This window comes from Serratia sp. ME47, assembly GCF_903970925.1.
In the GTDB taxonomy this organism is placed as follows: Bacteria; Pseudomonadota; Gammaproteobacteria; order Enterobacterales; family Enterobacteriaceae; genus Serratia; species Serratia ureilytica.
On the sequence record NZ_CAJCKE010000006.1, the window covers coordinates 145,002 to 168,800 of the forward strand.

The window sequence follows — 23,799 nt, forward strand, 5'->3', positions numbered from 1 at the left end:
CCATCCCCTTCTTTTCCCCGGCGAAAACGGCGTTAATGCGCCCTCACCTTCACCACCGAGAGGGAAAGCCCTTGCTGAAACGGATACGTCATCGGCTGTTTACCCTGATGGCCACCCTGCTGTTTATCGGCTGCCTGCACAACGCTTTGCTGGATGAAAGCCGCATGCCCCGCAATCTGCAACCTTCGCTGAGCGCCCTCAGCAGCAACCTGCAGGACATTCGCGAAGTGCTGGCGCGCTGCGCCGGCGAGGAAGAGGAGGAACGCCTGAACGACGGCGGCATACGCATCGAAGCCCGCGCCGCCGGGGATGAGGAAGCGGAGGACAAACGCCAGACATAGTGGATTAAAAAACGCCCCAATTTGTTGCGTGATACGCAACGCCCTACTATGATGCGTATAGCGCAACACTCATGGAGCCATCAGGATGATAAGAAGCTTCAAGCATAAGGGACTCAAAAAGTTTTTCGAAACCGGTTCAACAGCAGGTATCGACGCCAAACAGGCGAAAAAAATCGCGCTGCGGCTGAGCGTGCTGGATTTAGCGAAAGTGATTGATGACGTGGATTTACCCGGCTTCTTCTTGCATCCGCTAACGGGCGCTCGCAATGGGCAATGGTCCGTCACCGTGACCGGTAACTGGCGCATCACGTTTGAACTGGTCGAGGGTGATGTTTATATCGTGAATTATGAGGACTATCACTAATGAACCGCATGCATAATCCTCCTCATCCTGGTGAGTTGATCAAAGAAACCATGGAAACGCTGAATCTCAGCGCGCGCGCGCTGGCCAAAGCATTGGACGTCGCGCCGTCTACGGTTCAACGCCTGATCAGCGGTAAATCCGATATCTCGCCGGAAATGGCCATCCGCCTGTCCATCGTAATAGGCAGTTCCGAACAGGTCTGGATGGGAATGCAAGATGCTTACGATCTGTGGCAGGCCAGGCAGTCCATCGACGTTTCCAAACTGCGCAAGCTGGACTTCGCTTGACGCCTGCCCCTAAAAAAACACCGGCCTCAGCCGGTGTTTTTCCATTTAGTCTTGCTGCGTCGCCAGCAGCGCGCGTTTTTTCTGGCGGTTGACCTTGAACCAGTAACCCGCCAGCAGCAACACCACCCAGACCAGGCCGGCGTACAGCGAGACGCGCGTGGTCGGGAAGTAGCCGATAAGACCGATGATGAATACCAGGAACACGATCGCCACCACCGAGGTGAACACCCCGCCGCGCAGCGGGAACGCCAACTGCTTCACCTGCTCTTTGCTCAGGCTGCGGCGGAAGGCGATTTGCGAGAACAGGATCATGATCCACACCCACACGGTGGCGAAGGTCGCCAGGGAGGCGATCACCAGGAACACGCTCTCCGGCATGATGTAGTTGAGGTATACCGCCAGCAGCAGCGCCAGCATCATCACGACCACCGTCACCCAGGGAATGCCGCGTTTCGACACCTTACTGAACATCTTCGGCGCATGGCCCTGCTCGGCCATGCCGTGCAGCATGCGGCCGACGCCGAACACGTCGCTGTTGATCGCCGACAGCGAAGCGGTGATCACCACGAAGTTGAGGATACCCGCCGCCACGGTGATGCCCATATGCTGGAAAGTCAGCACGAACGGGCTACCGTTGGTGCCCACCTGGTTCCACGGGTAGATAGACATGATGACGAACAGCGTGCCGACGTAGAACACCAGAATGCGCCACGGCACCGAGTTGATGGCTTTCGGAATCGATTTTTTCGGATCCTTGGCTTCGCCGGCGGTGATGCCGATGATTTCAATGCCGCCGTAAGCGAACATCACCAGCTGCAGCGACAGGATCATGCCGATAAAGCCGTTGCTGAAGAAGCCGCCGTTCGACCACAGGTTATGAATGCCGGTCGGTTGCCCGCCGTTGCCGATGCCCCAGATGATGATGCCGATGCCGGCCGCGATCATGATGATGATGGTGGCGACCTTGAAGAACGAGAACCAGAACTCGAGCTCGCCGAACACCTTGACGCTCATCAGGTTGATGGCGCCGATGATCAACACCACGCTCAGCACCCAGATCCAGTGCGGCACTTCCGGGAACCAGACCCCCATATAAATGCCGAAGGCGGTCACATCGGCGATGGCGACGATCAGGATCTCAAAGCAGTAGGTCCAGCCGGTGATGTAACCCGCCATCGGGCCGAGGTAGTCCTGCGCGTAGCGGGAAAACGAGCTGGCCTGCGGGTTGTTGACCGACATCTCCCCCAGCGCGCGCATGATGATGAAGGCCACGATGCCGCCGATCAGGTAAGCCAGCAGCACGCTCGGGCCGGCCATTTTGATGGCGTCCGCCGAGCCGTAGAACAAGCCGGTGCCGATGGCCGACCCCAACGCCATAAAGCGGATATGACGCGTGCTGAGGCCGCGTTTCAGCTTATTGTCGGGGACAGTGGTGGGTGACTGTTGTTGCATGAAAATGACCCATAGTTTTAAACGTAAAAAAGCCACGGACATGTCCGTGGCCCTAGATTAAGCCGGGGGATTATCAGTGCGCGGTCACTTGGGAACGCGTGCACACCCGATCATAAATCGCGACCAGCGCCAGCATCAGCAGCGAAGGCGGCAACCATGCCAACCCCTGCTCCGCCAGCGGCAGGTGAGTGGTCCAGGCCGGCAGCAGCTGCTGGAAGCTGGACGCTTTCACCGCGTCAAGGATACCAAACAACAGGCTGACAAGCATCACCGGCGCGATGATGCGCGGCGCGCTGTGCCACCAACGCAGGGTGAAGCTCAGCACCACCAGCACGATGCACGGCGGGTAAATCGCGGTCAGCACCGGAATGGAGATCTGGATCAGGTGGCTCAGGCCGAGGTTGGACACCACCATCGAGAACAGGCCCAGAATAAACACCAGCGTCTTGTAAGAGAACGGCAGGTATTGCGCGAAGAACTCGGCGCAGGCGCAGGTCAGGCCCACTGCGGTCACCATACATGCGATGAAGATCAGCGCCGCCAGGAAGAAGCTGCCGAGGCCGCCAAAGGTGTTCTGAACGTAAGCGTGCAGGATCACCGCGCCGTTGGTGGCGTTCGGCACCAGCGCGCCGCTGCCGGAACCCAGTTTGAACAGGCTCAGGTACACCAGCGTCAGGCCCACGCCGGCGATCAAACCGGCCAGAATGGTGTAGCGGGTCAACAAACCGGCGTCTTTCACGCCGCGCGAACGCGCCGCGTTGACGATAACGATGCCGAACACCAGCGCGCCCAGCGTATCCATGGTCAGATAGCCGTTAACGAAGCCGGAGGAGAAAGGCACGCTCTGATAAGCCGTCGTCGCCGGAATCGGCGCACCGGCAGGCCACAGCAGCGCGGCGATGCCCAGTACGGCCAGCGCGACAATCTTCAGCGGCGCCAGCACATGGCCGACGGTATCGAGCAGGCGGCCCGGATACAGAGAGATGCCGATCACCAGCGCGAAGTACACCAGGCTGTAGATGAACAGCGGCATGGCGCCGTCGCCGGTCAGCGGGGCGATGCCCACTTCGAAGGACACGGTGGCGGTACGCGGCGTCGCGAACAGCGGGCCGACGGCCAGGTAGCAGACTGTCGCCAGCAGCAAGCCGGCGCCGCGGCCGATTGGCGAACTGAGGGCGTCGATGCCGCCGCCGACGCGCGCCAGCGCGATGACGGTGATGACCGGCAGGCCCACGGCGGTGATCAGGAAGCCCAGCGCCGCAGTCCAGACGTGTTCACCGGACTGCAAACCGACCATCGGCGGGAAGATGATGTTCCCGGCCCCGACGAATAAGGCAAAGGTCATAAAGCCCAGTGCCAGGATATCTTTTGACGTTAAACGATGACTCATACGATGTCGTGTTGCCTGTTCAAATAAAAAAAGGGTCCGATAGCGTGGTGGCGTGACGCCCCACCCGGTTGCCGGCATGCCCGATCGTCGCCGCGCCAAATAAGCACCCTAAACGCAGTCGATCCGGCGTTTATGTCCCTATTCGAAAGTGGCCGCTCATAAAGATGGGCAAAATTTTAGGAGTTATAAAAATGGAGGTTTAATCCGACAACGAAGGCTAAGGTAAACGTTTATAGCGCTTCAAGGCAAGACGCACGGCGAAAAGCAGAGCTATCGACCATATAAACTTTAGCCACCAGTCGATCATATTGGCTATCAATAAATATACACTACATGATTTGTATCATTTTTGAACAATGAGTTCACAAAACGTGAAGCATATATCGCTTTACCGCTCGAAATCGCCAATAAAAAGCCGATTTTCGCGTGGTATGAGCTTCGTTTCGCCATAAAAAAAGGTGAAAATTACGCCGTTTTTTGTCGTTTATTGCGCCATGGCCGGCGCGAGCGGTGGCAACCCCAGCGCCTGACGGGTCTTCTGCAGGGTGGCCGGCGGCAGCGGCAGATAGCCGTCGTGGTTGACCAGGCTTTGGCCTGGTGTCGACAGCACGCGATCGAGAAACGCGGCGGTCCGCGGCTCCAGCGGTTGATGGGGGGCTTTGTTGATGTAGATATACAGATAGCGCGACAGCGGGTAGCGATCGTTGCGCACGTTGGCGGCGGTAGGCGCGACATAGTCCTCTCCCGACTCCGCCAATGGCAGCAGCCGCACGCCGCTGGCGCGAAAGCCAATGCTGGCGTAGCCGATGCCGTTGAGCGAACCGGCCACCGCCTGCACCACCGAGGCCGAGCCGGGCAGCTCATTGACGCGCGGCATGAAATCGCCGCCGCACAGCGCGCGCAGTTTGAAGTAGCCATAGGTGCCGGACGCCGAGTTGCGGCCAAAGCGCTGCAGCGAACGCGACGCCCAGTCGCCGCGCAGACCCAGCTCGCCCCAGCGCGTCAGCGGCTGGCTTTCGCCGCAGCGCCGGGTGGCGGAGAAAATGCGGTCGAGCTGCTGCAGGTTGAGGCCGCGCAGCGGATTATCCTGATGCACCAATACCACCAGCGCATCCACCGCTACCGGCACCGCCAGCGGCGCATAGCCGTAACGGTGTTCGAATGCCGAGATCTCGGCCGCCTTCATCGGCCGGCTCATCGGGCCGAGCTGCGCGGCGCCCGCGGCCAAGGCGGTCGGCGCGGTCGAGGAGCCGGCGGCCTGGATCTGCAGGTTGACGTTGGGATAATGCTGGCTGAAATCCTGCGCCCACAGCGCCATCAGATTCGCCAGCGTGTCGGAACCGACGCTGGACAGGTTGCCCGCCAACATGCCGTCAGGCTGCGCCAGCGCGCCGCGTCCGGCCAGCAGCGCCAGGCAAAGCAACAGCCCTCGGGTTATTCGGGTCATACCGGTGTCTCGCGTTAATTTTTCACCGCATTCTCTGATAAAGCGGCGGGAACAATCAACCGATTGGGCAAGGTAAAGATAAAGCGGGTGCCGATCCCCGGTTCGCTGAGGATCTCCAGCCGCGCGTCGTGATGGCTGAGCGCGTGCTTGACGATCGCCAGCCCCAGCCCGCTGCCGCCGGTCTGGCGCGAGCGGGCCTTGTCGACGCGGTAAAAACGCTCGGTCAGGCGCGGCAGGTGTTCGGCGGCGATGCCCGGCCCGTTGTCGCTGACCTGGAACTGCGCGCCGTGCGCCGTCTGTTGCCAGCTCACTTCGATATGGGTGCCCTTCGGCGTGTGGTTGACCGCGTTGTACACCAGGTTAGACACCGCGCTGCGCAACTGGTCTTCATTGCCGAACACGTTGAGCTGCTCGTTAACCCGGAAGGTGATCTCATGATTGCCGCCGCTCAGCGATTGCGCCTCGCGCTGCAACACCCGCAGCATCAGCGGGATATCCACCCGCTCGTTCATGTCGACATTGGGCGCCGCCTCGATGCGCGACAGCGTCAGCAGTTGCTTGACCAGCCCGTCCATCCGGCGGGTCTGCTCTTGCATGGTGCTGAGCGCCTTGCTGCGCAGCGAACCGTCCTGCTCTTCGTCGCCCATCATCTCCAGGTAGCCCTGCAGCACCGTCAGCGGCGTGCGCAGCTCATGGCTGACGTTGGCGAAGAAGTTGCGCCGCGCGCCCTCCAGCTGGCGCATCTGGGTGACGTCGCGCGCCACCATCAGCAACTGCCCTTCGGAATACGGCATCACGCGGAATTCGACGTAGTGTTCGTTGTTCAACTGCAGCGTCAGCGGACGCGAAAACTCCTGCTGTTGCAGATAGTGGCTGAATTCCGGATAACGCAGCAGGTTAAGGATGTGCTGGCCGTTGTCTTCCGGCCAGCGGAAGCCGAGCAGATGCTGCGCCAGCCCGTTGCACCAGAAGATGTTGCCCTCGACGGTGGTCATCACCACCGCGTCAGGCAGCGATTCGGCTCCGCTGCGAAAACGCTTGATAAGCAGCGCCAGCTCGCGCCGGCGGCGGCGGTTGCGCTGCTGCATCTGATACAGGCCATAAAACAGCGGCTCCCAGCTCCAGCGGCCGGGCGGCGGCGTCATGCTGCGGTCGATCCACAGCCAATGGGAGAGTTTGAGCTGGTTGTAGAAATTCCACACCAGCGCAGCCAGCGCGGAGGCCAGCAGGAACCAGGGCAGATAACCGAAAATCAGCCCCAGCAGTAAGGCGGGCAAACAAAAAAGAGCCAGCTCCAGAGCCAGCCTCTTCCACGACAGACGTTCTAACACGGCATATTCTCCAGCGCGGCGCGATCAGTAGCGCGTTGAGAACCGGTAGCCGGTGCCCCGAACGGTTTGAACCATTTTATCATGCCCACTGGTTTCTAACGCCTTACGGAGCCGACGGATATGCACGTCAACGGTACGGTCTTCCACATAAACGTTAGTGCCCCAGACGTGATTAAGCAACTGCTCACGGCTATAAACCCGCTCCGGGTGGGTCATAAAGAAGTGCAGCAGCTTGAACTCGGTCGGCCCCATGTCCAGCGCCTGATCGTTCGCCATCACGCGATGGGAGGACGGGTCCAGGCTCAGCCCTTGCATTTCAATCACCTCTTCCACCGCCATCGGTGAAATGCGGCGCATGACCGCCTTGATGCGCGCCACCAGCTCCTTGGGCGAGAACGGCTTGGTGATGTAATCATCCGCCCCCACTTCCAGGCCGCGCACCCGGTCTTCTTCTTCGCCGCGCGCGGTCAACATCATCACCGGGATATCGCGGGTCAGCGCTTCGCGCTTCATATGTTTGATAAACTGAATGCCGGAACCGCCGGGCAACATCCAGTCAAGCAACACCAAATCAGGGAACGGCTCAGACAGACGCGTCACGGCGCTGTCATAATCCTCGGCTTCCAACGGTTGGTAACCATTTTGTTCCAACACAAAGCACACCATCTCACGGATCGGCGCTTCGTCTTCCACCACCAGTATGCGTCTTGCCATCGTCAATCCTGCCAATGTGTTAGCGACTTTTCGGGCGCCATTATGCGTCAGTTTTGTGACACTTTTATGAAAAAAACCGGCTGTTATAGGCAGTAAGCATAGCGATTATTTCCTGCAGTAAAGAAAAATCATCCGGTTGTCATCATCATTGCGCCGGGACAGCCGCCGCCGCGGCCTTTATAATCATCGCCATTATCTTTGCATCCGGGAGTGTCATGCGCCTGATCCACACCTCTGACTGGCACCTTGGCCAGTACTTTTTCACCAAAAGCCGCGCCGCCGAGCACCAGGCTTTTCTGAACTGGCTGATCGAACAGATCGAACAGCAGCAGGTGGATGCGCTGATCGTCGCCGGGGATCTGTTCGATACCGGCTCACCGCCCAGCTATGCCCGCGAACTGTACAACCGCTTCGTGGTGGAACTGCAGCGCACCGGCTGCCAGTTGGTGGTGCTGGGCGGCAACCACGACTCGGTGGCGACGCTGAACGAATCGCGGGAGCTGCTCTCCTGCCTGAACACCACGGTGATCGCCAGCGCGCAAGGCGCCCCTGAACAGCAAATCGTGGTGCTGAACCGGCGCGACGGCCAACCGGGCGCGGTGCTGTGCGCCATTCCGTTCCTGCGGCCGCGCGATCTGCTCACCAGCCGCGCCGGCGAATCCGGCGCACAGAAACAGCAGGCGCTGCAGGAAGCCATCGCCGAACATTATCAGACGCTGTATCAGGCGGCCTGCGAGCGCCGCGACCAGCTGGGCTTGCCGCTGCCGATCGTCGCCACCGGCCACCTGACCACCGTCGGCGTCACCACCTCCGACTCGGTGCGCGACATCTATATCGGCACCCTCGACGCCTTCCCGGCGCAGGCCTTCCCGCCCGCCGACTATATCGCGCTGGGCCACATTCACCGCGCGCAGAACGTCGCCAAATCGGAGCATATTCGCTATAGCGGCTCGCCGATCCCGCTCAGCTTCGATGAGCTGGGCAAAGCCAAAAGCGTCTTCCTGGTGGATTTCGCCGACGGCACCCTGCAGCGGGTTGACGCGTTAACGATCCCGCAGTTCCAGCCCATGCAGCTGATCAAAGGCGATCTGGCCGAGATCGAACGGCAGCTGCGGCAATTTGCCGACTATGCCGGCGAGCGGCCGGTGTGGCTGGATATCGAAGTGGCGACGCAGGACTACCTCAGCGACATCCAGCGCCGCATCCAGCTGCTGGCGGATGAGCTGCCAGTGGAAGTGGTGCTGCTACGGCGCAGCAAAGAGCAGCGCCACCAGGCGATTGCGCAGCAGGATAAGGAAACGCTGAACGAGCTGAGCGTCAACGAAGTGTTCGAACGGCGCCTGGCGCAGGAGGCTGAGATGCCCGAAACGCGTCAACAGCGGATGCGCCAGATGTTCCGCCAGGTGGTCGAGGCGGTGCAGCATAACGCCGAGGAGACGAATTCATGAAGATCCTCAGCCTGCGGTTAAAAAACCTCAACTCGCTGCAGGGCGAATGGAAAATTGACTTCACCGCTGAGCCGTTCGCCAGCAACGGCCTGTTCGCCATTACCGGCCCGACCGGCGCGGGCAAAACCACCCTGCTGGACGCCATTTGCCTGGCGCTGTATCACCAAACGCCGCGCCTCAACGTCACGCCGAGCCAGAATGAGCTGATGACCCGCCACACCGCCGAGTCGCTGGCGGAGGTCGAGTTTGAGGTCAAGGGCGTCGGCTATCGCGCCTTCTGGAGCCAGCGCCGCGCCAAAAATGCGCCGGACGGCAACCTGCAGGCGCCGAAGGTCGAACTGGCGCGCCGCGAGGACGGCAAGATCCTGGCGGACAAAGTGCGCGACAAGCTGGAGCTCACCGCCGCCATCACCGGACTGGACTTCGGCCGCTTCACCAAATCGATGATGCTGTCTCAGGGGCAGTTCGCCGCCTTCCTCAACGCCGACGCCAACGATCGCGCCGAGCTGTTGGAAGAGCTGACCGGCACCGAAATCTATGGGCGGCTGTCCGAGCAGGTGTTCGAGTCGCACAAGCAGGCCAAAACTGACCTGGATGCGTTGCACCAACGCGCCAGCGGCATCGAACTGCTGAACGACGAGCAGCGCCAGTCTCTGACCGAACAGCTGGCGGCGCTGAGCACGCAGGAAAGCGCCCTCGGCGAGCAAACCCAGCGGCAGCAACAGGCGCTGAGCTGGCTGCAACAATGGCAACGCCTCCGGCAACAGCAAAACGAGGGGCAATTGCGGCTGGACACCGCCCAGCGCGAGCAGACAGAGGCCGCCCCACAGCTGCAGCGGCTGGCGCTCAGCGAGCCGGCCGAGAAATTGCGGCCGCTGCGCGGTGAACGCGATCGCTGCCGCGCCGAGCTGCAGACGATACAGCAGCAAGCGGCTCTGTTGGCGCAACAGCAGGAACAGCAGTCAGCGCAGTTGGCCCCGCTGCAGCAGGCGGTGGAGAAAACCCGCCAGGCGCAGCAAACCCATGCCGAGCATATGCGGCAACAGCAACAGCTGATCGACGAGCAGGTCGCCCCGCTCGATCACCAGATAGCCCAACTGCTATCGACCCAGGCCGAGCGGCGACAGGCCGGCGATGCCGCCGCGCAGCAGTGCGCCCAGCAGCAAACTACGCTGGAGCAGCTCACCGCTCAGCGCAGCCAGCTGACGACGCAGGCCGCACAGTTTCAGCAGCAGTTGAATGCGCTGAGTGAAACGCTGGCCGCTCAACAGCAACAGCAGCAGGCGCTGGAGGCGAAAACGCCGCTGGCCCCGCTGCGCCAGCGCCTGAGCGCCCTGGCGGATCTGCGCCCAACGCGTCAGCAGCTATTTACTCTGACGTCCCTTCACCGTCAGACTCGCGAGCGTCTGGCCCGGCAACAGGCGGAGCATGCCGAGCGGCAAACGCAGCTCGCCGGGTTGCAACAACAGCTGGAGAGCGCACGTCAGCAATTCAAACAGCACAAGGCGCAGCTGCAGGAAGTGGAGCGGATCCACGAACTGGAGAAACGCATCGTCAGTCTGGAAGCGGAGCGCGCCCTGCTGCAGAACGGTGCCCCCTGCCCGCTGTGCGGTTCCACCAGCCATCCGGCGGTAGAGCAGTATCAGGCGGTGCAGCCTTCGGCCACGGAACAGCGTTTGGTCGAGATGCGTACCCTCGCCGAGAAACTGCAAACCCAGGGCACCGAGCTGCGTACCCGCTGCGAAGGCCTGCAGGAACAACAACAGCGCCAACAGCAAACCATCGCTCAGGATGAACAGCAGCTGGCTGCCCAACAGCAGCAGTGGCGGCAGCTCAGCGCACCGCTGGCGTTCGACTTTACGCTGGCGGATGGCGAGCAACTCAGCGCCTGGCTGAACGGCTGCGACGACGAAGAACGGCGCGGGCAACAGGCGCTGCAGCAGCATGAACAGGCGGCGCAGGCGGTACAGCAGGCGAAAGACGCGCTCATCGCTCTGCAAACGCAGCAGCAGCAGACGCAGCAACAGCTGGCGTTGCTCGAAGAACGCTTTACGCTGCTGCAGAAAGCCCACGCCGACAGCCTGCAACAGCAGCAAGAGCTGCAACAACGCTGGCAAGAAGGCGAGAAAACCCTCGCTGAACGACGTGCGCAGCGGCTGGCGCTGTTCGGCGAACAGCAGGTGGCCCTGGTGCGCGAACAGCTGCGCGCCAAACAAATCGCCTGCGAACAGGCCAGCGTTCAGGCCGCCGAGCAGTGGCAAAAGGCGCAGGAACTGCGCGAACGCCTGGCCGGCCAGCAGGCCGGGCTGCAACAACAGCTCACCCAGATGCAGGAGCGGCTGCAGCAGGCGCAGCAGCAGTGGCAGCAGGCGCTGGCCGACAGCGAGTTCGCCGATGAAACCGCCTTCGCCGCCGCGCTGCTGGACGACGCCCTGCGTCGCGAATTGCAGCAGCGCAAAGAGCGGTTGCAACAGCGACAGGTGGAGGCCGCCGCCCTGCTGACACAGGCGACGCAAACGCTGGAGCAGCATCGGCAGTGCCGCCCTGAAGGGCTGGATGAAGCCAATGCGGATATCGATGCGCTCACCCAATCGCTGGCCGAGCTGGCACAGCAGTTGAAAACGTTGCAGCTGCGTCAGGGCGAACTGCGCAATCAGCTGGAAAGCGATGCCGCTCGTCGCCTCAATCAGCAGGCGCTGTTCGAGCAAATCGCCCGCAGCCAGCAAGACTACGACGACTGGAGCTACCTCAACCAGCTGATCGGCTCGAAAGAAGGCGACAAGTTCCGCCGCTTCGCTCAGGGGCTGACGCTCGATCATCTGGTCTATCTGGCCAACCGGCAGCTCGGCCGGCTGCACGGGCGCTACCTGCTGCAGCGCAAGACCAGCGATGCGCTGGAGCTGCAGGTGGTGGACACCTGGCAGGCGGACGCGCTGCGCGATACCCGCACCCTGTCCGGCGGCGAGAGCTTCCTGGTCAGCCTGGCGTTGGCGCTGGCGTTGTCCGATCTGGTCAGCCATAAAACCAGCATCGACTCGCTGTTCCTCGATGAAGGCTTCGGCACGCTGGACGCCGAAACCCTCGACACCGCGCTGGATGCGCTGGACAGCCTGAACGCCTCCGGCAAAACCATCGGCGTGATCAGCCACATCGAGGCGATGAAAGAACGCATTCCGGTGCAGATCAAGGTGAAAAAGGTCAACGGGCTCGGCGTCAGCCGGCTGGAAGCGCACTTCAGGCTGGAATGATCCTGCGGCTCGCGGCGCAGAAGTGTGACCGCGGCGGCACTCCGCGGTGAAAAGCGTTGAGCCGCGGCGGGCACGGGTTATTATGCCAGCATAACAGGATTGTTACTGTATCCCCTCCGCCGCTCAGGCCGCAGGGCAGAAAGAAAAAATACAGGCAAAACCTGACGCCCGGGATCGCTTCCGGGCGTCAGGTTTTTTCGTTTTCAGGATGCTGAAACACCGGGAAAAACCATGAAAATCGCTAAAATACTCAATAATAACGTGGTGATTACGCTGGACGACCGTCAGGCAGAGACGGTGGTGATGGGAAAAGGAATCGGCTTTAAAAAGAAGCCCGGCGATACGCTGGACGAAAGCCTGATCGAAAAGGTCTTCACCCATAACGGCGGAGAAATCGCCGAGCGCTATAAAGAGCTGCTCGCCGAGATCCCATTGGCCTGCGTCACCACCGCCGACAGAATCATCACCCTCGCCCGCGAACGCCTGCCGGGCAAGCTGCATAACATCGTCTACATCACGCTGACCGATCACATCCACTTCGCCCTGCAGCGCCATGCGCAAGGGCTGGATATCAAAAATGCGCTGCTGTGGGAGATTAAAAAACTCTATCCGGCCGAATTCGCCGTCGGGCTGGAGGCGCTGGCCCTGATCGCACAGCGGCTGGATACCGCGTTGCCGGAGGATGAAGCCGGATTTATCGCCCTGCACCTGGTCAACGCCCAGCTTAACGACGAGATGCACAACACGCTGCACATTACCCGCGTGATGCAAGAGATCCTCAACCTGGTCAAGTACCATTTCCGCTTTGATTACAACGAGGAATCCCTGAGCTACCACCGGTTCGTGACCCACTTGAAATTTTTCGCCCAACGGCTGCTGGGGAAAAACTACGTCGACAGCGACGATGATTCGCTGTATCAGGTGGTGAAAGAGAAGTACCGCGAGTCATTCGCCTGCGCCGGTAAGATCAACCGCCACATCGAAAAACACTATCAGCATCAGCTCACCACGGAAGAGATGATGTTTCTGACCATTCATATCGAACGGGTGCGCAGCGAAAGCGAGGAAAAGCCGGCTTAACGGCGGGCGTCCGCCACCCGCACGCCGTACTGCGGAAACACCGCGTCGGCGGAGATCAGCGTCAGCCCCTCGGCCTGCGCCTGGGCGATCAGCATGCGATCAAAAGGATCTTGATGATGGGGCGGCAGCTGCCCGGCCTGTTGGCAGTGAAAGGCGTCCATCGGCAACGACAGAAAATCCTCGGCCTCGATGATCGCAAAGATGTCTTCCGGCAGCGCCAGTTTGCCCAGCGCCTGCTTGATCGAGATCTCCCAAATGCTGGCCGCGCTGACGTACACCGCATTGCCCGGATCGGCGATCTGCCTTTTGGCGTTCACGCCCAGGCAGGCGTCGTCGATCAGCCACCACAGCAGCGCGTGGGTATCCAGCAACAGGCGCTTCATTCATCGCCCTCAAACAACGCCGCAATGGCCGCATCCCCGGCGTTGAAATCCGCCGGCACGGTGAACCTGCCCTTGGCGGCGCCAGGGCGGCGCGCTTCCCCCTTGATGGCGACCAGCTGTACGTACGGCTTCCCTGCTTTTGCAATAATCACGGTTTCTCCCTCCGCGGCTCTGTCCGCCAACTGGCTCAGATTGGATTTGGCTTCGTGCATATTGGCCTGAATCGGCATACGCGTCCTCCTTAGCTAAGTTAGCTAAAGCATAAAGCGCCGTCCAGTTTTTGTACAGTGAAGGGTTTAAAGCGCGAGCAGCCTCGCGCTTTATTGCACGCTTAGCGCTGCTGTTGCGGCCACAGCCAGGCCGCACCGCGCACGCCGCTGGAGTCGCCGTGAACGGCCTTGCGGATCGGCGTTTCACACTCGCCGCCGAACACCCAGCCTTTCACCAGTTGCGGCACCGTGCGATACAGACGATCCACGTTGCTCATGCCGCCGCCGAGCACCACCACATCCGGATCCAGCATGTTGATCACGTGCGCCAGCGATTTCGCCAGCCGCATTTCGTAGCGGCCAATCGCCTGCTCCGCCAACGCATCGCCCCGCTCGCTCAGCGCCATGATCTCATGCCCTTGCAGCGCATTGCCGCTCAGGCGCACATAGTCGGTGGCGAAACCGGTGCCGGAAACAAAGGTTTCGATGCAACCCGGCTTGCCGCAGTAACACGGCACTTCGCGGGCGTAACGCAGCTCATCGTCATCCTGCCACGGCAGCGGATTGTGCCCCCATTCACCGGCGATGCCGTTGCCGCCGGCATGCGCCTGGCCGTTCAGCGCCACGCCGGCGCCGCAGCCGGTGCCGATGATGACCGCAAACACGGTTTTCGCGCCGGCGCCGGCGCCGTCGGTGGCTTCCGACACCGCCAGACAGTTGGCATCGTTGGCGATGCGCACCTCTCGCGTCAGCAGCGCAGACAGATCCTCGTCCAGCGGTTGGCCGTTGAGCCACACCGAGTTGGCGTTTTTCACCCGCCCGGTAAACGGCGACAGCGTGCCGGGAATGCCGATCCCGACCGATCCCCGTTCGCCGGTATGATCCTCGGCCAGTTTCACCAGCCCGGCGATCGCCGCCAGAGTTTGCCGGTAGTCATGGCGCGGCGTGGCGATACGATGGCGAAACCGCTCCCGCCCGTCGTCCGCCAACGCAATCACTTCAATTTTCGTTCCACCCAAATCGATGCCAATGCGCACGTATTTTTCTCCTCGATGCCGCGCAGCGTTGCCACAGCCTAATGTAAGCGCGCGAATGAATCACCTGTTTCCCACCCTCCGTCCCGTCCTTTCTCGCTGCGTAAAGCGACGCAATTCAGAGAGAATGGGGCGATTTTTCAGCGTCAATTCGTTATCATGCCGCCCTGCTTTTGACGAATCAGCGTGCCGAACGCACGCCCAGCCTGGGATAACATTATGCTGTGGTTTAAGAATTTGATGGTTTACCGTTTGAGCCGCGAAGTGGCGCTAAACGCGGATGAAATGGAAAAACAACTCAGCGCGTTCGCCTTCACGCCGTGCGGCAGCCAGGACATGGCGAAGACCGGCTGGGTCTCCCCGATGGGTTCGCACAGCGATGCATTGACGCACGCGGTCAACGGCCAAATCGTCATCTGCGCGCGCAAGGAAGAGAAAATCCTGCCGTCGCCGGTCATCAAGCAAGAGCTGCAGGCCAAGATTGAGCGCCTGGAGGCGGAACAACACCGCAAACTGAAGAAAACCGAGAAGGACGCGCTGAAGGATGAAGTGCTGCACAGCCTGCTGCCGCGCGCATTCAGCCGCTTCAACCAGACTTTCATGTGGATCGACACCGTCAACGATCTGATCATGGTCGATGCCGCCAGCGCCAAACGCGCCGAAGATACGCTGGCGCTGCTGCGCAAAAGCCTCGGTTCGCTGCCGGTGGTGCCGCTGACGATGGAAAGCCCGATCGAACTGACGCTGACCGAATGGGTGCGTTCCGGCGAGATGCCGGCTGGCTTCGCCATTCAGGATGAAGCGGAATTGAAAGCGATTCTGGAAGAAGGCGGCGTGATCCGCTGCAAAAAACAGAATCTGATCAGCGACGAAATCGCGGTGCACATCGAAGCCGGCAAACTGGTGACCAAGCTGGCGGTGGATTGGCAGGAGCGCATTCAGCTGATGCTGTCGGACGACGGTTCATTAAAACGTCTGAAGTTTGCCGACACGCTGCGCGAGCAGAACGACGACATCGATCGCGACGACTTCGCCCAGCGCTTTGACGCCGACTTTATCCTGATGACCAGCGAGCTGGCGGCGTTGATCAAAAACACCATCGAAGCGCTCGGCGGCGAAGCCCAGCGTTAATCCCGCCTCAGAAACGACCAGGGCCCAGCGTTCGCTGAGCCCTGCGTTCCCCTAACGAGCAACCTTTATTTGCTCAGGTAGCGGCACAGATAGGCGGTTGCGTCGGCCACCTGCAGGTTGAACTCGCTGTGCCCCGGCACGAAGAATTTCTCGCCCGGCGTAAACACCTGCCAGTCCGGCGCGCCCGGCAGCAGCACTTTCAGCGCCCCGGTGATCACCGTCATTTCTTCCGGCTGCGCGGTGGAGAAGGTGTATTCGCCCTCTTCCATCACACCCACGCTGGTAAGACCGATGCTGCTACTGTCAAAACCGATAGACTTCACTTTTCCGGCAAAATACTCATTCACTTTCAGCATAGACTGGCACCCGCGTCATCATCTTGTATGGAAAATCCATATTGGGGGATTGCGGTTGATCTGTCACTGGTTTTTCACGCGAAATGCGATCGCGGCGCAGAGCAAACTGCTGCCGGGACGCTTACCGGCAAATGGGCGGACAGCATAATAGAGTCGGTGCGCAGCGTCTGGCGGGACAAGCGGTGCGATCCGCGCGGGAAAGAGAGCAAGGGCGTCGATTTCCAAACCATAAACAGGAAACCGGCCTGACGCCGGTTTCCGCTGGGCTGCAGGTCAATGCTCTAACGCCTCGTCCTCATAGCGGTGCTTGGCGTCGAGCGCTTCCTGCTCGGTTTCATGTTCACTGAGCAACGTATTCGGCTCAATGTCGTCGGTGCGCACCTCAAAACGGCGCAGATGCAGGTTCGGGTCGCCTCGAAAAACCTCTACGACGCGGGCGCTCCGTGGATAAGCAGGTTGATCATTTTCGCGCATGCCGTTCTCCCGTGTGTTTCACACAGTAGCAAGTATAGCAGCCGCCCTCATTCCGGCACGCGCGAGCCGAGATCGCGATCGCCGGGGGCGCCCGTCAACAGCTCGGTCAGTTCATCGCAGGCGCAAATGCGGCCTTCACGCACGGTGAAGTGCGCCAGCACCCGCACGCGGCTGCAGGTGCCGTCACGCTTTTCCACCTCGACCAGATGGTGGGTCAGCACCGACTCATCCTGCGCCGCCGCCGCGAGCACCTTCAGCGTCATGCGGCGGGTTTGCCGTTTCAGCAGCGCCATATGTTGCTCAAACTGCTCGAAGTTCAGCACCTTGCCATCCACCTGCTGGCGGTAGCCTGCGCTGAAACGGGCGGCGAGCTGCGTCGGCCGATGCTCCGGGCTGGCGACCACCTGCTGCAGCGTATCGAGCACCAGGTTCAGCGGGGTAAGTTGAGTCATCACGTTTCTCCGAAATGGGGGGAATGGCGATCCTATCCCGGCCAGGCGATGGCATAATAACCGCATCAAGACTTTCAATAACGTTAAACGGCCAATATGACGCAGATCCGCAGCCAACGCCTTCAGCATGAAAGAAAGCACCTGACGCCCTGGCACCGGCACGACGGCGCCCAGATCTATCTCTTGACGCGCGGCATGCTGGCGCTGGAACTGCCTGGCCGGCAATGGGCGATCACCGGCGGTGCGCTGGGCTGGCTGCCGCCGGGGTGCCCCCATCAGGCGCTGGCCTGTGGCGATGTGGCGGGCTGGAGTCTGTATCTGCCGGTGGAAAGCGCGCCGGAGATGCCGCCGCAGCCGCAGCTGTTCACCGCCTCAGCGCTGTTGCAGGCTCTGGTGGAACGCATCGCGCAGTTCTCCGCCGGCCCGATGAGCGCGCCGCAACGACGGCTGCTGCAGGTGCTGCTGGATGAAATGCACACGGCAAGCCGCGCGCCGTTGCAATTGCCGCTGCCGCAGGACGCCCGGTTGCTGAACATCGCCCGGGCGCTGCTGAACGATCCCGCCAGCCAGCACAGCCAGCGCGACTGGGCCGCCTGGGCCGGGCTCAGCCCACGCACCCTGAGCCGCCGCTTTCTGCAGGAAACCGGCATCAGCTTCGCGCTGTGGCGCCAACAGGCGCGGGTATTGCGTTCACTGGAGGGATTATCACGCGGCGAAGCGGTCAACGAGGTGGCCGACGCCTGCGGCTACGACAACGTCAGCGCCTACATCGCCGCCTTTCGCCGCCGCTTCGGCGTCACGCCCGGCGCGTACTTTGCTGCCGCTCGGCAAAGGGAATAGGAAAACGGGCGCCCAGCGCCCGAAGAGAAGAAAAGGTTATTTCACCGTCTCGCGCGGCAGCACCGCGAGGATTTGTTCCACCACCCGCTGAGGATCGGCGGCGCCGTCCATCACGTAATGCGCGGCATCCTGATACAGCGCTTCACGCGCGGCCAGCACCTCGAGCATCTCTTCGGCGATCGGCCTGCCGGTGAGCGTCGGGCGCTGCGCATCTTCCGGGTACTCTTCCAACCGCTGCGCCAACACGCTGGCCGGCGCGCGCAGGTAGATAACGGTGCCATGCTGGCGCATAAACTGGCGGTTTTCCTCCGCCAGGATCGCCCCGCCGCCGGTGGCAACTATAGTTGACGGCTTAGTCACGGTTTGCAACGCGATGGTCTCGCGGCGACGAAACCCCAGCCAGCCCTCGCGCTCGACCATTTCCGCCACGCTCATCTGCGCCGCCTGCTGCATAAACAGATCGGTATCGACGAACTGATAGCCCAACGCCAGCGCCAATGCGCTGCCTACCGTGGTCTTGCCGGCTCCGCGAGCGCCTATCATGAACAGGGTTTGTGTCATTACGGGTTGTCCCTTATGCGGTGACTTGAGTGCATTGCATACCAAAATACCGAGCGGGTGCGATGGCGTGGTGGCAGCATCATACCCTGCCCGCTCTGTATTTCAATATTTACGATAGTGTAAATTCCATGGCACAGCGACTGCCAGCGGTAAAGCCGTGCGCCAGATCCTCATCCAGATGCCGCCGCAAGGCGGCCGTGAGCCGCGCGTCGTCGAGCGGCCGGAACCCCAGCCGCCGGTAATAAGGCGCATTCCACGGCACGTCAATGAAGGTGGTGAGCGTCAGGCGAGCGGCGCCCTGGCGTTTGGCTTCTTCCGCCACCGCCCCGATCAGGCGGCGGCCGACGCCCTGCCGTTGCCAGTCACCGGCGACCGACAATTCGGCGATATGCCAGTCTTCCCCCTGAGCCTGCACGGCGATAAAACCGGCGCACTCGCCGTTGTCGCTTTCGGCCAGCCATTCACGGCGCTCGGCGATAAACGCGGCGTGCTGTTGCGGGCTCATCACCTCGCCTTCGGCGATAAAGCGCCACGCCGGCTGCTGGCGAAACAGCTGCGCCGCCGAGCGTTCAACCGCCATCAGATGCGCGATATCCCGCTGCTGCGCCAAACGAATTTGCAGGCTCATGGGTTCTCCTTAACGTTGGGGCGGTTATTTAAGCAAATTTCACCGCCCGCGGCTCAGAAATCGATACTGCCGCGCAGCACTACCTCACGCGGTTCCCCCACCGCCACGCGCAAATTGCCGCCGCTGGACGGGTAATAGGTTTTATCGAACAGGTTCTTCACGTTCAGCTGCCATTTCACCCGATAGCCGTTGATCGGCATAGTGTAAGCGGCGAACGCATCGGCAACGGTGTAATTATCCATATTGAAGCTGTTGGCGGCATCGCCCGGGCGGCGGCCCACGTAGCGCGCGCCGGCGCCGATACGCACCTCATCGCCGCTGTACAGGCCCAGGCTGCCCAGGTTCTGGGTCAGGAACAGCGAGGCGGTATGGCGCGCCACGTTGGTCATCTCTTTGCCCTTGTTGTCCGGATCGTCCACCACGCGCGCGTCGGTATACGCATAGGAACCGATCAGGCTCAGCGAGTCGGTGAGATTACCGGCCACGTCCAGCTCCACGCCCTGCGAACGCACGCGCCCGGCGGTGCGCGTCACGGTTTCGCCCTCCACCAGCTCACTGACCATCACGTTGCGCTTGGTGATGTCGAACAGCGCCAACGTGCCGGTAACACCGTTCGGCAGCGCCAGCTTGCCGCCGACTTCCCACGACTTGCCCTGCTCCGGCGGCAGCGAATCAATCTGGGTGGCGATGGAAGAGTTCGGCTTGAACGACTCGGTATAGCTGCTGTACAGCGACACGTAAGGCGTCAGCTTGTACACCACCCCGGCGCGCGGCACCAGCTTGCCGTCCGAGCTGTCGGTGTTGGTCTGGAACGGCCGCCCCTTGCCGGCATAGACGTCGAAAGCGTCGTAGCGCAGCCCGCCCATCACCAGCCATTTATCGGTCAGTTGGATGGAATCCTGCATAAACCAGCCGTAGCTGGTGAGATTTTCCCGCTGATCGCTGTCTTTGGCGCTGACCGCGGTCGACGGCGGCATCAGGCCATATACCGGATGATAGATATTGAAATCGCTGTTCTTTTTGCCGCGGATCATGTCGCCGCGGTAGGTGCGGTTATCTTCAAAATCGAAGCCGAACAGCATCTGGTGGTTGATGCGCCCCCAGTCCACGTCGCCATTGAGCGTCAACTGCACCGCGTTGGCGTGGCTGACGGCATGGGCGGTCGAGTCGGCCTGGCGAGTCAACACGCCGGTCACCGGATTCAGCGCCGTGGCGCGCGCCTGGTTGTCGCTGTAGCTGTTGCGGCTGTAGGCGTAGGTCAGCGAGCTTTTCCAGCGTTCGTTGAGCGTTTGATCGATCTGCAGAGTGATGCTGTCCTGATCGCCGCGGGTGGCGTTATAGGCTTCGTCGAAACGGCGATCGCGCGGCGTATTCACCGGTTTGCCGGTGCGCGAATCGATAATGGTGCCGCGATCGAACGGCACCAGATATTCCATATGCTCGTAGGCCAGCCGCACGGTGGTGTTCTCGCCGTACCACATCAACGAGGGCGCGATCACCGTCTGGCGGTTGCGGCCGAAATTGCGCCAGTAGTCGGTTTCATCGTGATCGACGATCATGCGATAGGCGAAGCCCGACGTGCCGAGCGGCCCGGTGACGTCGAGCTGGCCGCCGCCGCCGTTGAAGCTGCTGCCCCAGCCTTCCACATGAGTGCGCTGCTGCAGCTGGGGTTTTTTGGTGATCATGTTGATCATGCCGCCCGGTTCCCCCATGCCGTACAGCATCGAAGCCGGCCCCTTGAGCACCTCTACCCGCTCGGTGGTCGGCGTAAAGTTGCGCGCCTGCACCGAGCGCACGCCGTCGCGCAGAATGGAGCCGTCGCGGTTGTCGCCGAAACCGCGTTTCATTACCGCGTCCTGGGTGCCGCCCAGTGTGTTGGCCTGGGTAATGCCGCTGACGTTGTACAGCGCTTCATCCAGGCTGCTGACCGCCTGATCGGCAATCACCTGCTGCGGCACCACGTCGATCGCCTGCGGCACGTTCAGCAGGTTGGTTTCGCTGCGGGTGCCGGTGACGCTGGTCAACGGCTGATAGCTCTGCACGCCGTCGGCGTCTTTGCGGCCGATCACCACCAGGTTTTCTTCCTGCGACGCGGTTTTTTCCGCCGCCCACGTCGGCGATGTCGCGCAGGCCGCCAACGGCAATGCGCACCACCAACCGCGTTTGTTGTTATTCATTATCTAACTGACTCCAATAGGTCCCTGAAAAAGGTAACGGCAAAAACTGCTGATAAAGCTGTTGGAAGGTCTGCTGCGGGTTGATGTCGGCGAACAGATCCGGGTAAAACGCTTTGGCGAACACCTCGACCAGCACCACGTGGTACGGGCTGAGGTAAAAGTTGTGCCAGACGCTCCAGGCGCGGTGGTTTTTCACCGCCTGCAGGTTGGTCAGCATCGGCTGTTTGGCGATCAGCCGGCGGAAGCTGTCAGCGGCCTCTTGGCGGCTGACCTGCGGCCCGAGGCGCAGATCGGACAGCCGTTTGCCCTGCGGCCCGGCCATGCCGGTGGCGAGGTACACGTCGGGATTGGCGCTCAGAATGGTTTCCGGGTTCAGCTCGCCATACACCCCTTTGACGCTGGCGTTGGCGATGTTGTCACCGCCGGCGAAGGTCAGCAGATCGCCAAGGTTGCCGTGCGCGGCGGTGGTGCAACAGGTGTCGCGCCGCCCCAGATGCAGGTGCAGCATCACTTTGGGCTTCGGCCCCTGATAGCCCGCCAGATGTTGCTGAATCACCGCCATATGCTGCTGATAAAACTGGATGAACTGCTCGGCGCGCTGCCGGCGATTGAGCACGTCGCCCAGCAGCCGCACGCTCGGCACGGTGTTGTTCAGCAGATCGATGCGCAGATCGACGTAGATCACCGCCACGCCGGCCTTGTTCAACGCAGAAACCAACCGATCGTTGTCGCCGTCTTCACGCGCATAGCGCGCCAGGATCACCAGATCCGGTTTCAGCTGCAGCAGGCTTTCGACATTGACCTGGCGAAAGTTATTGCCGCTGATGACGGGGATCTGGGCTATCTGCGGAAACTGCTGCGTATAAAGCTGCCAGCTTTGCGCATCGAAACGCGCCAGATCCGCCGGCCAGCCGACGATGCGCTGCGCCGGGTTGCCCGGCTCCAGCAGCGCCAGCGTATACAACATGCGGCTCTCCCCCACCACGATGCGCTGCGGATTGTCCGGCACCACGACCTGACGGCCGGTGATATCGGTCACCGTCTTCGCCTGGGCGGAGAACACGCCGAACCACAGAGAAAGCAGCAGTAAAATGAGGAAATTGCGCATGATTGAGCCGAAAGGAGGAAATAGTGTGCGCATGATAATCACTCTCATTAGCGCTTGCAATCCCGCGTCGCCATTGCCAAAAGAAATCCGGGAAACGGCGCCGGGCGCGCGGCAAACACGGCGAAACCGCTAAAATAACGGCTTTAAAAAGTTAAAAAAATGGCGGGGAAATCGGTTAAATAGAACGAGGAAACAGCTAAAAACCGGGAGACCTCCATGACTCAACGCATCATTCCGCTGTCGGATTGCCCGCAGTTTGCCGATGTGTGCGCCGCCTGGGCATTCGGCCAGTGGGGTTCACAGCGCGGCGGCTCGCTGGAGCGCACCCAGCTGCGTTTCGCCCAATGCAGCCGACCGGGCGACGACCACCTGACGCTGATGATGATCGACGGCGATCGTCCGGTGGGCATGGCCAGCCTGTGGCCCAGCGACGACCATCAGCGCCAGGATCTCACCCCGTGGCTGGCCGGCGTCTTCGTGCATCCCGATCACCGCCGCAAGGGCATCGCCCACCGTCTTGAAATGGCCATCGTCGAGGCGGCGCGGCAGCGCCATCACTCGGTTCTGCATCTCATCACCGACAAATCGGAAGCGCTGTACGCCGGCTGGGGTTGGCAACCTCTGGAGCGCCGGCGGCAGCATGACGAAGAGGTGGTGGTGATGGAGAAAAAACTGTAGCTAACGCGGCGTACAGACATACACCAGCGCCGGCGGGAAGTTGCGCACTACCCGCAGGCGCTTCCAGTGAAAATAGCGCGACAGCAATTTTTCCGACAGGTGGCTGTATTGGAACAGCACCAGCGTGCCGTTGCGCGCCAGCAGCCGCTGCCGGGCCTGCTGAAGAATGCGCACGCTGATCCTGACCGGGATCGACAGCAGCGGCAGGCAGGAAAACACCACGTCGTAATCCGTGGCCATCCGGGTCGCCGAATGGCCCATCACCTGCAGCCGCCGATCGTCAATCCCGCGCAGCCGATGCACGAAATGGGGTTGGATCTCGAAGGCCTCCAGCGCCGCATCGGCGCGCATCCGCCCCAGAATGCGTTTGGTCAGCACGCCGTCCGCCGCGCCCAGTTCCGCGATCGACAGCGCCCGGGTCCATTCAACCTGATTCAGCATCGCCTGACACAGCCACGGGGAAGAAGGCGCCAGCGTACCGACGGTGCGCGGTGAAGCCATAAATTGCTGCAGGTAAGCGAAGTGATTCATCAGTTGCAGTCGGGTCGCATTTAACATTGAGGCCTCCTTGGGTTAAGCCCTCAATGTGAGCCGAATTTCTTAAGTAATCATTAACATGATTCCGAAAGCGGCGGACACAGTTGTAATAAAATGCAACCTTATCAG

25 protein-coding genes are annotated in these 23,799 nt (G+C 61.2%); 9 read left to right on the plus strand and 16 right to left on the minus strand.

Translation table 11 applies throughout. The features are described 5' to 3' along the window. The first annotated feature begins 71 nt into the window (after positions 1-71). The 3 genes from H7A77_RS09215 (at position 72) to H7A77_RS09225 (ending at position 992) form a co-directional block, all read left to right on the plus strand. Positions 72-341, plus strand: coding sequence for a hypothetical protein (locus H7A77_RS09215; protein WP_033651074.1), 270 nt, complete (start codon positions 72-74; stop codon positions 339-341). An 85-nt stretch (positions 342-426) separates the two neighbouring features. Beyond that, a complete protein-coding gene (locus H7A77_RS09220; protein WP_033651073.1) occupies positions 427-705 on the plus strand; it encodes a type II toxin-antitoxin system RelE/ParE family toxin in 279 nt (92 codons plus the stop codon). After that, entirely contained in the window at positions 705-992 is a 288-nt protein-coding gene (locus H7A77_RS09225; RefSeq protein WP_025160069.1) for a HigA family addiction module antitoxin, read from the plus strand. The genes H7A77_RS09220 and H7A77_RS09225 overlap by 1 nt, the downstream gene beginning before the upstream one ends. A gap of 45 nt (positions 993-1,037) precedes the next feature. Here H7A77_RS09225 and proY read toward each other — a convergent pair whose 3' ends face one another. The 5 genes from proY to phoB form a co-directional block, all read right to left on the minus strand. Then, positions 1,038-2,444 (minus strand): proline-specific permease ProY, encoded by a 1,407-nt coding sequence (proY, locus tag H7A77_RS09230; protein WP_033651183.1) that lies wholly within the window; start codon positions 2,442-2,444, stop codon positions 1,038-1,040. 73 nt (positions 2,445-2,517) lie between these two features. Continuing rightward, complete coding sequence (gene brnQ, locus H7A77_RS09235; RefSeq protein WP_182074079.1) at positions 2,518-3,834, minus strand: branched-chain amino acid transport system II carrier protein; 1,317 nt, start codon at positions 3,832-3,834, stop codon at positions 2,518-2,520. A gap of 484 nt (positions 3,835-4,318) precedes the next feature. Beyond that, a complete protein-coding gene (locus H7A77_RS09240) occupies positions 4,319-5,281 on the minus strand; it encodes a PstS family phosphate ABC transporter substrate-binding protein (RefSeq protein ID WP_047025771.1) in 963 nt (320 codons plus the stop codon). Positions 5,282-5,295: 14 nt separating this feature from the next. Continuing rightward, the gene (gene phoR / locus H7A77_RS09245) at positions 5,296-6,612 is read right to left on the minus strand and encodes a phosphate regulon sensor histidine kinase PhoR (protein WP_004940434.1); all 1,317 of its coding nucleotides are present in this window, start codon (positions 6,610-6,612) and stop codon (positions 5,296-5,298) included. 24 nt (positions 6,613-6,636) lie between these two features. Continuing rightward, the gene (gene phoB, locus H7A77_RS09250) at positions 6,637-7,326 is read right to left on the minus strand and encodes a phosphate response regulator transcription factor PhoB (protein ID WP_004940438.1); all 690 of its coding nucleotides are present in this window, start codon (positions 7,324-7,326) and stop codon (positions 6,637-6,639) included. Positions 7,327-7,541: 215 nt separating this feature from the next. Between phoB and sbcD the strand changes: the two genes are divergently transcribed. From sbcD to licT, 3 genes are all read left to right on the plus strand, one after another. Beyond that, the gene (gene sbcD, locus H7A77_RS09255) at positions 7,542-8,774 is read left to right on the plus strand and encodes an exonuclease subunit SbcD (protein ID WP_072628295.1); all 1,233 of its coding nucleotides are present in this window, start codon (positions 7,542-7,544) and stop codon (positions 8,772-8,774) included. After that, positions 8,771-12,022: an exonuclease subunit SbcC gene (gene sbcC, locus H7A77_RS09260; protein ID WP_182074080.1), complete on the plus strand. Its 3,252-nt coding sequence runs from the start codon at positions 8,771-8,773 to the stop codon at positions 12,020-12,022. The genes sbcD and sbcC overlap by 4 nt, the downstream gene beginning before the upstream one ends. Before the next feature lie 231 nt (positions 12,023-12,253). After that, positions 12,254-13,102 (plus strand): BglG family transcription antiterminator LicT, encoded by an 849-nt coding sequence (gene licT, locus H7A77_RS09265; protein ID WP_042783774.1) that lies wholly within the window; start codon positions 12,254-12,256, stop codon positions 13,100-13,102. Here licT and H7A77_RS09270 read toward each other — a convergent pair. The 3 genes from H7A77_RS09270 to mak form a co-directional block, all read right to left on the minus strand. Further along, the gene (locus tag H7A77_RS09270; RefSeq protein ID WP_033651066.1) at positions 13,099-13,485 is read right to left on the minus strand and encodes a type II toxin-antitoxin system VapC family toxin; all 387 of its coding nucleotides are present in this window, start codon (positions 13,483-13,485) and stop codon (positions 13,099-13,101) included. The two genes, licT and H7A77_RS09270, sit on opposite strands and share 4 nt — an antisense overlap. Next, complete coding sequence (locus tag H7A77_RS09275; RefSeq protein ID WP_004940455.1) at positions 13,482-13,715, minus strand: type II toxin-antitoxin system Phd/YefM family antitoxin; 234 nt, start codon at positions 13,713-13,715, stop codon at positions 13,482-13,484. The genes H7A77_RS09270 and H7A77_RS09275 overlap by 4 nt, the downstream gene beginning before the upstream one ends. Before the next feature lie 101 nt (positions 13,716-13,816). After that, entirely contained in the window at positions 13,817-14,731 is a 915-nt protein-coding gene (gene mak, locus H7A77_RS09280; RefSeq protein ID WP_182074081.1) for a fructokinase, read from the minus strand. A 216-nt stretch (positions 14,732-14,947) separates the two neighbouring features. On the opposite strand from mak, the gene rdgC reads away from it, so the two are divergent. Beyond that, a complete protein-coding gene (gene rdgC, locus H7A77_RS09285) occupies positions 14,948-15,859 on the plus strand; it encodes a recombination-associated protein RdgC (protein ID WP_004940461.1) in 912 nt (303 codons plus the stop codon). Positions 15,860-15,924: 65 nt separating this feature from the next. Here the strand turns inward: rdgC and ppnP are convergent, their stop codons facing one another. The 3 genes from ppnP to H7A77_RS09300 all read right to left on the minus strand — a co-directional run bounded on the left by ppnP (position 15,925) and on the right by H7A77_RS09300 (position 17,141). After that, entirely contained in the window at positions 15,925-16,215 is a 291-nt protein-coding gene (ppnP, locus tag H7A77_RS09290) for a pyrimidine/purine nucleoside phosphorylase (protein WP_004940463.1), read from the minus strand. A 273-nt stretch (positions 16,216-16,488) separates the two neighbouring features. Then, positions 16,489-16,689 (minus strand): YaiA family protein, encoded by a 201-nt coding sequence (locus H7A77_RS09295; protein ID WP_015376810.1) that lies wholly within the window; start codon positions 16,687-16,689, stop codon positions 16,489-16,491. A 47-nt stretch (positions 16,690-16,736) separates the two neighbouring features. Further along, the gene (locus tag H7A77_RS09300; protein WP_033651063.1) at positions 16,737-17,141 is read right to left on the minus strand and encodes a nuclear transport factor 2 family protein; all 405 of its coding nucleotides are present in this window, start codon (positions 17,139-17,141) and stop codon (positions 16,737-16,739) included. Positions 17,142-17,237: 96 nt separating this feature from the next. Here H7A77_RS09300 and H7A77_RS09305 point away from each other — a divergent pair, with 96 nt between their 5' ends. Next, complete coding sequence (locus tag H7A77_RS09305; RefSeq protein WP_182074082.1) at positions 17,238-17,981, plus strand: AraC family transcriptional regulator; 744 nt, start codon at positions 17,238-17,240, stop codon at positions 17,979-17,981. A 36-nt stretch (positions 17,982-18,017) separates the two neighbouring features. Here the strand turns inward: H7A77_RS09305 and aroL are convergent, their stop codons facing one another. From aroL to H7A77_RS09325, 4 genes are all read right to left on the minus strand, one after another. Continuing rightward, positions 18,018-18,542 carry a shikimate kinase AroL gene (gene aroL, locus H7A77_RS09310; RefSeq protein WP_033642032.1) on the minus strand — a complete coding sequence of 175 codons (525 nt, stop codon included), beginning with the start codon at positions 18,540-18,542 and terminating at the stop codon, positions 18,018-18,020. A gap of 109 nt (positions 18,543-18,651) precedes the next feature. Then, positions 18,652-19,170, minus strand: a complete 519-nt coding sequence (locus H7A77_RS09315; RefSeq protein WP_072628300.1) for a GNAT family N-acetyltransferase — start codon at positions 19,168-19,170, stop codon at positions 18,652-18,654. A 53-nt stretch (positions 19,171-19,223) separates the two neighbouring features. After that, complete coding sequence (locus H7A77_RS09320) at positions 19,224-21,347, minus strand: TonB-dependent siderophore receptor (protein WP_182074083.1); 2,124 nt, start codon at positions 21,345-21,347, stop codon at positions 19,224-19,226. Next, positions 21,340-22,455, minus strand: a complete 1,116-nt coding sequence (locus tag H7A77_RS09325; RefSeq protein ID WP_182074084.1) for an ABC transporter substrate-binding protein — start codon at positions 22,453-22,455, stop codon at positions 21,340-21,342. The genes H7A77_RS09320 and H7A77_RS09325 overlap by 8 nt, the downstream gene beginning before the upstream one ends. Before the next feature lie 216 nt (positions 22,456-22,671). On the opposite strand from H7A77_RS09325, the gene H7A77_RS09330 reads away from it, so the two are divergent. Next, complete coding sequence (locus tag H7A77_RS09330; protein ID WP_033651058.1) at positions 22,672-23,133, plus strand: GNAT family N-acetyltransferase; 462 nt, start codon at positions 22,672-22,674, stop codon at positions 23,131-23,133. Here the strand turns inward: H7A77_RS09330 and H7A77_RS09335 are convergent, their stop codons facing one another. After that, positions 23,134-23,691, minus strand: coding sequence for a class I SAM-dependent methyltransferase (locus tag H7A77_RS09335; RefSeq protein WP_033642027.1), 558 nt, complete (start codon positions 23,689-23,691; stop codon positions 23,134-23,136). Positions 23,692-23,799 lie beyond the last annotated feature (108 nt).